Raw genomic sequence first — 15,139 nt, forward strand, 5'->3', positions numbered from 1 at the left:
GCAAGGAAACTATGCAAAGTCTGACTGGATGGAGATGGAAAAAGAGAGAGGAATTTCAATTACGTCCTCTGTTATGTCCTTCCCATATAATAAAAGAGCGATGCACTTACTAGATACTCCAGGTCACAAGGATTTCTCTGAAGATACATATAGAACTCTCACGGCCGTTGAATCTGTACTCATGATGATTGACTCAGCAAAGGGTGTTGAAGCACAGACACAGAAACTAATGGAAGTCTGTCGCCTACGTGACACCCCTATTGTAACTTTTATGAATAAGTTTGATAGAGATGCAATGGATCCATTTGAGCTCATTGATAATATTGAAGAAATTTGCTCAATTCAATGTGTTCCAATGACTTGGCCTGTAGGTAGTGGAGTAGACTTCAAGGGTGTTTATGATATTGCATCAAAAACAATTAGAAGTTTTGACGAAGGAAATGACCCAGACAGTGCAACTGTGCTCGACGCAAGTGATCTTAGATCAGAAGCTGTAATGAGCTATGTAGGAGAAGCATTAGTTGAAAAGCTAGAAGAAGACCTAGAGATGGTTACAGAAATGATGCCAGAATTTATAGAAGAAGAATTCTTAGCAGGGATTATGACTCCAGTATTCTTTGGTACAGCTCTTCACAACTTTGGAGTTCAAGAAACTCTAGATATGATCTCAGGCAGTGCTCCTGGACCTGCCCCAAGAGAAGTGAAGCTTGCTCCATTTGATGAGAAATCTGATGTTAGAGACGTTCTTCCAACAGAGAAGAACTTCACAGGTTTTATTTTCAAAATTCAGGCGAATATGGATAAGAAACACAGAGACAGAGTTGCATTCATGAGAGTTTGCTCTGGTGTATTTGAGAGAAATACAAAAATTCATCATGTTAGGACCGGCAAAGATATAAAGATAGCTTCTCCTCTAATGTTTCAGGCACAAGACAGAGAAATCACAGAGAAGGCCTACCCAGGAGATATTATTGGTCTTCACGATACTGGGAAATTTCAAATTGGAGATACATTCACAAATGGTGAAAAAATAGAGTTTACTGGAATTCCAAACTTTGCACCTGAAATCTTTAGAAAAGTTCTTCTAAAAGATCCAATGAAAGCAAAGCAACTTGATAAAGGGCTACAACAACTTTCTGAGGAAGGAACTGTACAGCTCTTTAGAAGACATACAAGCCCAGAGAAAATTCTTGGAGCAGTTGGTGTACTTCAATTTGAAGTTGTGAAACATAGACTTGAAAGTGAATACAATGTCCGTGGTGAATACGAAGGCTATGGTTTCGTAGGTGTTCGATGGCTAAAGTTTAAAAATGATGTACAAAAAGATCAATTTATTCAAAAGAATGGTTCAAATATAGTCTACGATAATAAAAACCGTCCATGCTTTGCAGTTCGAAGTGAATGGGATCTTAAGCTTGTTATGGAAAAGAATGAAGAAGTTGAGTTCTACTCAACATCTGACTTCAAAAAATCTCATTAATCATAAAATCAGGTACATACAGTAAAAAGTGTCTCTTTAATGAGGCACTTAACTGTAGGTACTTCTAAAGATTAGACTCCCTAAGTACTTAAAAATTAATGTAATCTTAAGCCCCTTTGATTCAAGGGTAAAATAGGTTATGCCGATTAATATTTTAGGTACAACATATAGGGAATAAAATGAGTCTAAATAAATTAACTATTGGAGCAGCTGTCATTGCATTTCTTGCAATAGGTGGAGTCGTAGTTAATAAGGGCTTAAACTCTGAGAAAAATACTACAAGCAAAGAGGCCCCTAAGAAATTTGAGAGAAAGTATAGACTGATAAAAAGATCAGTAAGTAGCTCAGGTAATTCCCCTTCAAAAATCACAAAAAATAATAAAGAAAAAATAACAAAAAGTAAGAAACAAAAGAGAACATCTTCAATTGGTAAAAAAAATAAAAGTACTACAAATAAAAAGAAATCGACTAAGAAAACCATAGATGATCAATTAAACCAGGAACCTCTTGTAGGTTATGACAGTAAGACATACAACCTAGATAGATCTAGCGACAAAGATAGAAATAAAAAGAGTAATAAAGAAGGTGTAACCTACGCTACAGGGTCAAGCACTAAAAAAGAAGAAACAACCGAGAGCTCTACAACAAATGAATCGTCTAGTGCAGGCTCTTCAAATACGTCAAAAACAAAAATTATAAGAGGAAGTATTCCTGCTTTAATAGGATCAATTACAAAAGTAGACTCTTCGCTACTTATAAATTCAGCATATTCAGCAAACTGTGTAAATCCTAAGATAGAATTATTTGATGCTCACACAATGTCAGTGATTGCAGATAACCCAATTAATCAAGAAAATTTAAAATCTACGACAGATTTTATATTTGACCCTGAAGAGCTTCAGTTAGATGTAGAAATTCCAACCAAGTATATTCTTAGAACAAGTGGCTGTAGTGTAAACTATCAAAGAATCATTACAAGTTTCTATGAGAGTCAAAACTTAGGTCCGGCAACAACTCTTATTTCGAGTATCATAAGATCTAGTTTAGAACTAGATTTAGATACAATTGATAGCAATGCTCTTCACAATGCAACTAAAGAGCTAGAAGAAAATACTGAGGCCACAGACACCGAAGAAGAAGTTTACGCCAAACTTGAATCATCACTTGGTCTTAAAGAAAAGTTCCAACAAACATTTGAAGGAAATGGGCCAGAGTTATTATTATCTGCTGCACCAGAAGTAAGTTCTATAAATGTAGATGAATCACTTAAAGAGAAATCCAACTATACTTACACAGTGAACACAAACCATTGGAATAATGATTATGAAGTCGCTTATGAGTGGATCTTAAATGATAATAAAGTTTCAAACAATGCTTCATGGAGTTTCACACCTTCAGCAAACTCACCAACGTCTTACAGTGTAGTTCTAAAAGTTGGTAAAAAGAATTCAGGAGACCTAGATGTTGATACAAGCTATCCGTATCACTTATTAGAGTACACAATACCAATAGAAGATACATTTGAAACAGTTTCACCAAACTTTAATTTAAATGTAGCTTCTACAAACCCTACTGGTGATAAAAATATTATTTTAGATATACAGACAGGAGCAGAAGTTTCTTCAGGTATTTATGCTAACTGTGAGACTTTTTCTAATCTAGCTATAACTGAAGACAATGACTTCCCATCTGATAGTGATTTCAATATTGCGTGTACAGCTGAAAATACACAAAACTTAAACTATGCAATACAAAAAAGTACTGATGGCATTGTTGATTTAAACATTTGGGCAATTGATATCAATGGAAATAGAAGTTCAGCAAAGATCTTATCTATTGAAGTTGATACAACAGAGCCTACAATGGCGTTTAACTCACTGGCCTCCAACTACAGAGCAGATAGAACAATTGATATAAAATGGGACGTTACTGAAAAAAACAATGATGGAACACAAAACTTCATGGTTGATTTCTTTGATGGTTCATCGTGGAGTAATATTGGAAATGTAGCATCTGTCGCTGGAGAAATTGATGATGAAACATATACATTAAGTTATGCTCTCCCAAATATACTTGTGTCTAATGCACGTTTTAGAGTGACTTTTGAAGATTCTCTTGGAAACACAAAGATACTTGAAAGTGCAAACATCGCTATAAATAAACCTATACTATCGGTATCACCTACCTCTCACACCTATGCAGATACACTGAATCAATCAAACGGCTCAAACCAAACCTTTACAGTATCAAATAGTGGTCAAGCGAGTGCAGATTTTTGTAGTAATGCAACTCTTAGTGGAGCTAATAGTTCAGAGTTTGAGATAACAACGGATGATTGCTCCTCAAATGATTTAGCAGTATCAGCAAGTTGCAATATAGTAGTAAGACCTACACCGACATCTAAAGGGGCCAAGTCTGCTGTAATAAACTGGACTTGTGGTAGTGACAGTATAACTTCAAATATTTCTTACGACTCTATAAACAATGCTCCTGTATCACCTTCTGATTTCTCTCAAACTACAGATGAAGATTCGGCTCTATCCTTTAATGTAAATACTGGTAGTGATATAGATGGAGATACTCTTACTTATTCAATAGTCTCAACAACATCTCAGGGTACATTAACTAGTTGTATGGCCTCTGATACTGACTTGAGTTGTCTTTATACTCCTAATGCTGACTATAATGGTAGTGACAGCTTCACATATAGAGTAAACGATGGAACAGCTGACTCTTTGAATATTACGACTGTGAGTATAACAGTTAATCCTGTAAACGATGCTCCGATAATAGGAAGTAACCAATCTCTAACAACAGATGAAGATACAACCTTTAATTTCACAATAAACTCAGGTTCAGATATTGATATACCTGCTCAGACACTTTCTTATAAAGTTATCACATCACCAACAAATGGTACCCTTTCAAGCTGTATAGATAATACAACCTATAAAACAGATAGAGATTGTACATACTCACCTAACCTAAATTTCAATGGAACAGACTCATTTACTTATGAAGTATATGATGGTGATACAAACTCAACTTCAACGGCAACAGTATCTTTCACGATAAATAGTGTTAATGACGCTCCTGAGCTAGCATCTGGTCAAACAGAAACAACTCCAGAAGATAATGTTTTAAATTTCACATTAAATTCAGCAACAGATGTTGATTTAGACACATTGAGCCATAGTGTTGTTTCTACGACTTCAAACGGTGTATTAAGCTGTGCCGGAGTAGATGGAAGTTCGTGTACATATACCCCTAGTAGTGATTTTAATGGATCTGATAGTTTTACGTATAAAGCAAATGATGGCACAGCAGATTCAAATACTGTTACTGTTAACTTAACAATATCTCCTGTTAATGATGCTCCAACGGTAGCCTCAACTCAAGCAGTATCTACAAATGAAGATACACTAGTCAATTTTAATTTAAATAGTGGTTCTGATATTGATTCGGCCACTCTTACCTATTCAGTAGTAACTCCTCCTTCAGATGGAACACTTACTTGTACTGGTGGAACTTCTACAGACTGCTCATACACTCCAGCTGCCAATGAAAATGGAACAAGAACTTTCACCTATAGAGTCAATGATGGCGCACTAGATTCTAATACTGCTACTGTTACGATAACAATCAATGCAGTAAACGACGCTCCAGTGATGGTGGCCGACCAGTCCTTTACAACAGATGAAGATACATCATATTCAGTGACATTAAATGGAGCGACTGATGTTGAGACTGCAACTGGATCAATTCAATATAAAATAACTACTGCTCCTACAAATGGAACCCTTACAAATTGTACTGATGCCACGACATGGAATACAGATATTATTTGTGACTATAATCCAAGCGCTGACTTTAATGGATCAGACTCATTTACTTATAGGGCCTATGATGGATCATTAGAATCTGCAATTTCATCAACTGTCTCAATTACTATATCTCCAGTAAATGACGCTCCAGTAGTCGCGGCTACACAGTCAGTAACTACAGATGAAGATACTCTAGTTAATTTCAATCTAAATAGTGGAACTGATATTGATTCTGCAACTCTTACTTATTCAGTCGTAACTCCTCCTTCTGACGGAACACTCACTTGTACAGGTGGAACTTCTACAGACTGCTCATACACTCCAGCTGCCAATGAGAATGGAACAAGAACCTTCACTTATAAAGTAAATGATGGCGCTCTAGATTCAAATACAGCGACAGTTACGATAACAATTAATGCAGTAAACGATGCTCCTGTAATGGTGGCCGACCAGTCTTTTACAACTGATGAAGATACATCTTATTCGGTAACACTAAATGGAGCGACTGACCAAGAGACAGCAACGGGCTCAATTCAGTATAAAATTACGACTGCTCCTACAAATGGTACTTTAACAAATTGTACTGATGCTACTACGTGGAACACAGATATTATCTGTGACTATAACCCTAATGCTGATTTTTTTGGATCAGATTCATTCACTTATAGAGCTTATGATGGTTCATTAGAATCATCTGTATCATCTACTGTATCTGTAACAATAAACTCGGTGAACGATGCCCCTACTTTAGCAGCAACTCAATCAGTTTCAACAGATGAAGATACAGTATTAAACTTTTCTTTAAATGCTGGATCAGATACTGAGAATGATACATTAAGCTATATTATTCTCACACAACCAACAGTTGGAACACTAAACTGTACAGAAGGTACATCTAGAGACTGTACCTATACTCCAGACAACAACGATAATGGAACTGAAACATTTACTTATAAAGTTAATGATGGCGCGCTTGATTCTACAACTGCCACAGTGACCATAAATATTACGGCGCAAAATGACCCTCCAGAAATTGCAGCAAATCAAAGTTTTACAACTAACGAAGACGTAGCGATAAACTTTAATATCGATAGTGCTACAGATGTAGATATTCCGGCCCAGACAATTACATACAAAGTTATAACTCCTCCATCAAATGGTGTATTATCAAACTGTATTACAAGTTCTCCAGGAACTGATTTATCTTGTACATATACACCAGGTACTGACTTTAATGGATCAGATTCATTTACCTATCGTGCAAATGATGGGCTTACAGATTCTTCAAGTGATGCCACAATTTCATTTACTATAAATGCAATCAATGATGCACCAACGGTAGCTTCAACTCAGGCCGTATCTACGAATGAAGACACTCTAGTTAATTTCAATCTAAATAGTGGCTCTGATATTGATTCAGCGACTCTTACATATTCTGTAGTGGCTCTTCCTTCAGATGGAACTCTTTCGTGTACTGGTGGAACTTCTAGAAATTGTGACTACACGCCTGCTGCAAATGTTGATGGAACAAGAACTTTCACTTATAAAGTAAATGATGGCGCACTAGATTCTAATACAGCAACTGTTACGATAACAATCAACTCAGTAAACGACGCTCCAGCAATGGTGGCCGACCAGTCTTTTACAACAGATGAAGACACATCTTATTCAGTGACACTAAATGGAGCGACTGACCAAGAGACAGCAACGGGCTCAATTCAGTATAAAATTACTGCGGCCCCTACAAATGGTACCCTCACAAACTGTACTAATACTACTACATGGAATACGGATATTACTTGTGATTATAACCCTACAGCAAACTTTAACGGATCTGACTCATTTACATACAAAGCGTATGATGGTGCTCTAGAGTCTGTTGCCTCTTCGACTGTATCAATCACTGTAACATCAATCAATGACGCACCAACATTGGCCTCAACTCAATCTCTTACAACTGATGAGGATGTATTATTAAACTTCTCTCTAAATGCGGGATCAGATATTGAAAATGATACATTAACATATATCATAGTAACAAACCCATCTGATGGAACCCTTTCGTGTACAGGAGGAAATTCTAGAGATTGTTCATATACTCCTGCTCCCAATGAGAACGGAACGAGAACTTTTACATATAAAGTTAATGATGGAACTCTCGATTCAAATATTTCAACTGCAACAATTACTATAAATGCAATAAATGATGTTCCCGTTATGCTTGCTGATCAATCCTTTACTACAGATGAAGACACAAGCTACTCTTTAACCCTAAATGGAGCGACTGATCAAGAAACTGCGACAGGTTCAATTCAATATAAAATAACATTGGCGCCAGCAAATGGAACTTTAACAAATTGTACTGACACTTCTTCATGGAGTACGGATATCATTTGTGACTATACACCAAGTGCTGATTTTAATGGATCAGACTCTTTTACCTATAAGGCCTATGATGGAGCACTTGAATCTTCTTCATCTTCTACAGTAAATATAACAGTTAACCCAATCAACGATGCACCAACTGTTGCAGCAACTCAGGCCATTTCAACAAATGAAGACACATTAATTAATTTTAACTTAAATAGTGGCTCTGATATTGATTCAGCGACTCTTACATATTCTATAGTAGCTCCCCCGTCAGATGGAACACTTAGTTGTACTGGCGGAACATCTAGAAATTGTGACTACACTCCTGCTCCAAATGAAAATGGGACTAGAACTTTCACTTATAAAGTAAATGATGGTGCACTAGATTCTAATACAGCAACTGTTACAATTACAATTAATGCAGTTAACGACGCTCCTGTGATGCTAGCAGATCAATCATTTACTACAAATGAAGATACTAGCTATTCAGTAACACTTAACGGTGCCACTGACCAAGAAACTGCGACAGGATTAATTCAATATAAGATTACAACAAATCCTACAAGTGGAACTTTAACAAATTGTACTAATACTACGACATGGAATACTGATATAATATGTGATTACAGTCCAAGTTCTAACTTTAATGGATCAGATTCGTTTACTTATAGAGCTTATGATGGATCACTTGAATCAGGAACATCTTCAACCGTTTCAATTACAGTAACTCCTGTAAACGATGCACCAACTCTTGCCGCCACTCAGTCTATTACAACAAATGAAGATACTGCATATAACTTTAACTTAACGGCAGGGTCAGATATAGATGGTGACTCTATTAGCTATATCATCGTTGCCAATCCAGCATCTGGAAACTTATCATGTACAGGAGGAACATCTAGGGCCTGTACATATACCCCTGCAGCAAATTATAATGGAACTACAACATTCACATATAAAGTTAATGATGGAGCTCTTGACTCTACAACAAGTACAGTGACAGTAAATATCACAGCAGTAAATGATGCTCCAACACTTGCTTCAACCCAAAGTGTGAATACTCTAGAAGACACATTATTAAACTTTAACCTTACGGCCGGCGCAGATACAGAAAATGACACACTTTCATATATCGTAGTTTCTACAGCTTCAAATGGAACTTTATCTTGTACAGGCGGAACATCTAGGGCCTGTGACTATACTCCATCATTAAATTTTAATGGAACAGACTCTTTCACATATAAAGTGAATGACGGATCACTAGATTCAACAACTAATACTGTAACAATAACAGTAAGCCCGGTTAATGATGCTCCAGTAAAAGCAGCAAACCAATCAATATCAACAAATGAAGACACAGTGGATAACTTCACACTAAACTCTGGAAGTGACGTTGACGGAGACTCTTTGACTTACGTCATTGTAACAAATGCTTCAAATGGAGTAGTTAATTGTACAGCTCAATCTTGTACATATACACCAAACACAAATTACAATGGAGCTGATTCATTTACTTATAAAGTAAATGATGGTGCCCTAGACTCTGTCGCAAATACGACTGTTTCAATAACAGTGAACTCAATTAACGATAAACCAGTAATGGCCTCTAATCAAAGTTTCTCCACAGATGATAATGTAACTCTATCACTTACTTTGTCTAATGGAACGGACGTAGATGGTGATACTCTAAGTTATAAAATAGTATCGGCCCCATCAAATGGAACTCTATCCTCTTGTATTACAACTGGAAGCTATGGACCTGATCTAACATGTGACTACGATGCCAATGCAAACTTTGATGGAACTGACACTTTTACATTTATAGCGAATGATGGAACAATTGATGCTGCTTCAGTAGAAACTGTAACGATTACAGTTACTGATAAAACAGCACCTGCCGCTCCAGCAATTGCGCTCTCTTCATCACTATATACAAACTCAACAGCAACAACATTTACAGCAAGTAGCTGTACAGATACTCCTTCGATATTCTTCAATGAAGGAACTCAACCGACAGCAGGAGCAGCTGGTTGGCAATCGTGTACAACAACAGCTTCAGCTCTAACCTTTACACTTGCAGACACTTCACAGGGAATTCATGGAGTAAAAGCATGGTCTAAAGACAGCAACGGTAACGTCTCAAACACTTCTACAAACATTAACATTACTTACGACACTGTTCTCCCATCGATTGCTGCTGTAGATCCAGTAGCACTAAAGGGAGGAAGTAGTAATACTCTAAACTGGACAACAACGGAAACAAACTCAAGTACTGCTCTTGACTATACTGTCTCATTCTATAATGGCTCTTCATGGTCAACAATTGGAACAAAAGCATCGAGTAATGGATCATTATCAAGTACTCCTTTCAACTTCTCTTGGACGACTCCAAGTTTAGATATATCAAATGCTAAATTTAAAATTGATTTTACAGACTTAGCAGGTAACCTTGGAACAGTCACTTCTGTGGATTTTGATGTAGATTCAACTCCCCCAGCTCTTACTGTGACATCTCCAGCAGATGGAAGTTATCACACATCAAGTGCTACAATTACCGGAAACTGTGAAACTGGTACAAACGTAAACTTCAGTGGGGATATCCAAACAAGTTTTGATATTGCCTGTTCTGGGGGAACATTTTCTCAATTAATAAATTTCTCCAACGGAGATGGTACAAAAAATATAATCACTTCTCAAACAGATGTAGCAGGAAATACTACATCAGATTCAAGGAATTTAATTAGAGATGAAGTAGCACCATCACTAGCTAAAACAGGAGGAGTTTCTCCAGACTTTACGAAGAATAATACTCCAAATCAATGGAGTGGTACTTGTGAAGGAACGTATACAATCTCAGTAACTGGAGACGAAACAACTTCATTTGCATGTTCGTCAGGAACATGGACTTGGACACCATCACCAAAAACGGTAGACGGAAACTATTCTTACTCTTTAGTTCAGACTGACGGTGCCGGAAATACATCTACATCTTTATCATTATCATGGGATAGAGACGCTACCCCACCAAGTTTTGAAGCAACTAGTCCATTTACGGCCAGTGCTGGTGGAACGATTACAGAAACAACAAACCATGACTCACTCACATTTTCTGGGTCATGTGAAGGAACAAACTCAATTGTGATCACAGGAGATGATAGCTCAACAATTGGTTGTTCTTCTACTAACTGGTCGTGGACTACACCAACGTATTCTACAGATGGAACGAGAAATTTTGTTCTTACTCAAAGTGATCCAGCAGGAAATACTTCTGATATAACAATTGCCTGGACAAGAGATACAACAGGTCCGGCACTTACAATTGCTGAGAACTCATATAAAACTAATGTAGATACACAAACATTTAATGGTAACTGTGAAGCTGGATTAACAATTAACATAACAGGAAGTGAAACAACTACAACATCATGCTCTTCTGGATCATGGTCATGGGTATCTAGTAGCGAAACAGCAGATGCGACTAGAACATATAACTTTGCACAGACAAATGCCATGTCTAATACAACGACAGTTTCAGGAACGTGGATAAGAGAAACTGATATACCTACAATAAGCGTACTATCAACATCAGCGAGTAATCCAACAAAGAATCCTAATATTCCTATGAGTATGACAGCAACAAGTCAAAATTCTCAAGTGGGGATATCACATATATGTATAAAGAGTGATGATACAGTCGCTCCTCTAGTGGATGATCAATGTTGGGTAGCAGTTAATGACCCATCAATTGGATTACCTGTAACGCAGAATTTAAACTTAAATGGAAACTACTATCACCTCCTAGGATGGAACTCAAATGTTTCAATACCTGTATACGCATGGGTTAAAGATGAAGCGACAAATATTTCAACTCTATCAAATGCTGGAGTTGGAACAAACGCTCAGGATAAATTAACAAGAATATATGACCCAGGAGAGCCTCCATCAATTGCTGATGTTATAGCGGCAAATACACCAAGTACACCGAATCCTCCAACTAGAGCTCAGTCATCAGTTCCAGCAGGTTCAGATGTATTCATTAGATACAAAGTTACTGACAACTCTGCTTTTCCAACTGGTGCTATTTCAATTTACTACTCACAAGATGAGATTAACTTCACTCTTATCTCTGGAGCTGAATCACTAGATGCTAATACTAATCATGGCTGTACTGGATATACTCTAGAAACAAACGAAGGTTGTTTTAAATGGACAGGAGGCTCACCTTATAACGACTCTTACAAGATAAGAGTTAAAGTAACAGACACTACTGACCTCAGTGCTCAATCTATCTCTAATCCACTAAACTCAGATACGATTAAAATTATTGCAGGTAATACTGAATCTGGACTTGGAGGATCAGCACTTTCAGCAATGTTCTTTACTAGAAAGAATGGATCAGAAGCTGATCCAGGATCTCTAGTCGTAACTGAAAATGGTACTGTATACTTTAATGACTATAAAAGAGGAATACTTATTGTTGACCCTCAAGACGGGAAGCAAAAAGTTTTCATCAGTAAAACAGGAACAAGCTCAGGTGATGGTGGCGCTGCAACGAATGCAACAATTAACTACGCTATTAAAATTGCTCTAGACTTCCAAAATAGATTATTAATTCTAGATAGAAATAGAATACGAAGAGTAAATCTAAATGAAGCAACACCAACAATTGAAACAATTATTGGCGGAGGCTCAAATACAGCTGACACAGTTTCAAATCCACTAGATGTACAGATATATAACCACTCAACAAATTCTTGGTCAGCGAGAAATATTCCATTCTTTGCAACACCAAATGGTGATATCTACTTTATGTCTGATTATGGAATAAAGAACTGGAATGCAGCAAACTATAGATTAAGAATATTTAAATCAGCAACTGGTCAAGTTACATCTAAATATGTAACAGGAACAGGAGATGCATTAAACAACTCTCAAAATATATTAGAATGTCGAATTTCACATTTCGGTCTTGCCTTCAATCCAACGAACTCTCAGTTAACTGGAGCAATGGTTCAGACATATCATGAAGATAGCTACGGAACTTGTAATGATTATAATGATAGGTATACAAATGCTTACCTAGATCCTGAAACTTTTGTAGCAAGAAATGATCTTTATTATGATGGTTACAGATATTATAGATATTTTCCAATAACAGGTATGGACGGAAATCAATATAAGACAATCGATAGAAACTATATTATGAGAAATAACTGGGATGGTACATATACTAAAGTCCTAGGAAGTGGAACAAGAGGAAGATGTGACGATGGAACTGCTGCGCTCTCTTGTAATATGGATATTCAAGATTTCTTTGTTACGGCCAATGGTAAATTTTATTTCATTGATGCAGGTCAAATTAGAACTGTAGACTCTGATGGAAAAGTTGTAACGCTATTTGGTCAGCACCCGGCCTACGGAGACAATATTAATGCTCTTAACGCACGATTTTCAAATATAAATACAGTTGCAAGATTAGATAATGGAAAAATCATAACAGCGGACCCTCTTTCTTATTATTATAAAGAATTTACTATTGAGGGAAATATTAATATTATCGCTGGAAACGGTAACTATGGCTATCAAAACTTTACATCTGACCCTAAAACGCAGCCCTTCTATACTGGTTCATACTGGGTAGTTGATAAAACAAATGGAAATGTTATGGTACGTAGAGGTGGTAACGGTGATATTGTTAGACTTAATAGATCTACAAATCTATGGGAAAGAATAATTGGCTCTGGTGCCACAAATTTTTGGGATGGAGATGGTGTAACTGGCTTGAATATTAATGGTTCAACATCCGGAAACCAAAGTCACGGACTTCCTATTGGATTTGGGGATGGTAAAATATTGATGTCTAGAATGAGGTATAACTCACCAGATATTCATTGGGAGGATTTTGCACTCAAGACCTATGACTCAACTAGTTCCTTTACACAAGCTCATCTTGCAGGGACAAACGGTACTGAAACATATACTGGTGGTTACAGTGGAATATGTACTTCGGGAAGTTCTGCAGCCTCTTGTAAGGTTCCCTACTATGATTCATGGGGATCAAATACATGGTGGGATTCTGTAAATAATAGGTGGATACTTGCTGGTAAATATAGAGTGGATAGACATGTTTGGTCAATTACACCAGGTGGAAATGCGGTTAAGTTAGCTCAAACAGCTAGAAATATCGACGAGTCTGCATTATGGTTAAATGAGTCTGGAACAGATGTACTTTACTACTGCTATTCTGGTAAAATATACAAACATAATATTACAACTAATACAGACCTTGGACTTATGAGTTGGCCAATATCAAATCTTTACTGCCGTGGTTTAAAAATGGACTATAATCCTACCAACAACTCCATCATCTTCCCATTTGAACAGAATGGGCTCTATGGTGTTGGTGAATACTTTCTTCCATAATGATTGAATTACTAGAAAAAGAAGTACAATTCACATTCTCAAGGGCGTCCGGAAAAGGAGGCCAGAATGTTAATAAGCTAAATACAAAAGCAAACCTTTCTTGGAATATCTACGATTCAAAACTTCTTACCTACCGAGAGAAAGAAAACTTCAAACTTAAGTATCCAAACTCAATTAAAGAAGGTGGTAGTGTTATTATCACTTCCAGCTTACATCGAACACAAAAGCTCAATAAAGATGAATGCCTTAGAAAGCTTATGAAACTGATTAGTAAGGCAAAAGAGTTTAAAAAAGTAAGAGTTAAAACAAAACCTACAAGATCTTCTCAAGAAAAACGTATTAAAGAAAAGAAATCAAAAGGTCTTACAAAGAAATTAAGGCAAGAAAAATTCTAAAGAGTAGTAGATACAGGAGGCCTAGAAAGACCTCCATTATAACTTACATCAAAAGTATTAATGACATTTAATACTTGAAATTGGAGCATGATAATACGACTGATCATATAAACCATCATGATCAAAAGAGTAAGCATCATTAAAGTAAGAATAAAGCTTTTTATGCTCTACACCACGACTTTCAGTAAAACCGAACAACTTACATAATTTATCCTGTGAATAGTTAGATATATAGTGAGATCTATCGTTAACATAAACTGCTGTAATGTTGAAGAATTCTCCGTCTATTTCAACCTTTGGGTTTTCTATTGTAGCTGTATTAGAAATTCTATTACACTTTATATTAGAAGACTTTACGAGATCACTTTTATCACCTTGAAAGTCACAGGCTAAAGCTGATGTAGTTCCAAGCATAAGTAGTCCAATTAATAACTTTTTCATATTTTCTCCTCAGTTAACAACGATATTATTTATAAGGACTAGTTTGCCAGTAATACAGAAAAAGTGGAGATTAAACAGAAAACTGAGTAAGGTTTATATGTAAAAAAAATTGACAATTTTAGAGGACAATTCAAAAGAAACTAGAGACTTAAAAGAATACAATAAGAATTCGTTAATATTCGTAAGTATTTTCTGATTTCAAAAAA

Annotated in this window: 4 protein-coding genes; 3 read left to right on the plus strand and 1 reads right to left on the minus strand. The window is 36.4% G+C overall.

All coding sequences use genetic code 11. From position 1 onward, the window contains the following. From ABX784_RS03570 to arfB, 3 genes are all read left to right on the plus strand, one after another. Positions 1 to 1,480 (plus strand): peptide chain release factor 3 (locus tag ABX784_RS03570; RefSeq protein ID WP_372652651.1); only part of this gene is annotated, 1,480 nt, incomplete at its 5' end. A gap of 179 nt (positions 1,481 to 1,659) precedes the next feature. Further along, positions 1,660 to 14,097: a tandem-95 repeat protein gene (locus tag ABX784_RS03575; protein WP_372652653.1), complete on the plus strand. Its 12,438-nt coding sequence runs from the start codon at positions 1,660 to 1,662 to the stop codon at positions 14,095 to 14,097. Next, positions 14,097 to 14,492: an alternative ribosome rescue aminoacyl-tRNA hydrolase ArfB gene (gene arfB / locus ABX784_RS03580; RefSeq protein WP_372652655.1), complete on the plus strand. Its 396-nt coding sequence runs from the start codon at positions 14,097 to 14,099 to the stop codon at positions 14,490 to 14,492. The genes ABX784_RS03575 and arfB overlap by 1 nt, the downstream gene beginning before the upstream one ends. 57 nt (positions 14,493 to 14,549) lie before the next feature. On the opposite strand, the gene ABX784_RS03585 is transcribed toward arfB, so the two are convergent. Then, positions 14,550 to 14,933 (minus strand): hypothetical protein, encoded by a 384-nt coding sequence (locus tag ABX784_RS03585; protein WP_372652657.1) that lies wholly within the window; start codon positions 14,931 to 14,933, stop codon positions 14,550 to 14,552. Between the last annotated feature and the right edge of the window lie 206 nt (positions 14,934 to 15,139).

The organism is Halobacteriovorax sp. (genome assembly GCF_041587335.1).
Taxonomy (GTDB): domain Bacteria; phylum Bdellovibrionota; class Bacteriovoracia; order Bacteriovoracales; family Bacteriovoracaceae; genus Halobacteriovorax.

Coding starts and splice junctions, on each gene's coding strand:
- ABX784_RS03585 (WP_372652657.1), bottom strand. CDS start 14,933: ATGAAAAAGTTATTAATTGGACTACTTATGCTTGGAACTACATCAGCT.
- ABX784_RS03575 (WP_372652653.1), top strand. CDS start 1,660: ATGAGTCTAAATAAATTAACTATTGGAGCAGCTGTCATTGCATTTCTT.
- arfB (WP_372652655.1), top strand. CDS start 14,097: ATGATTGAATTACTAGAAAAAGAAGTACAATTCACATTCTCAAGGGCG.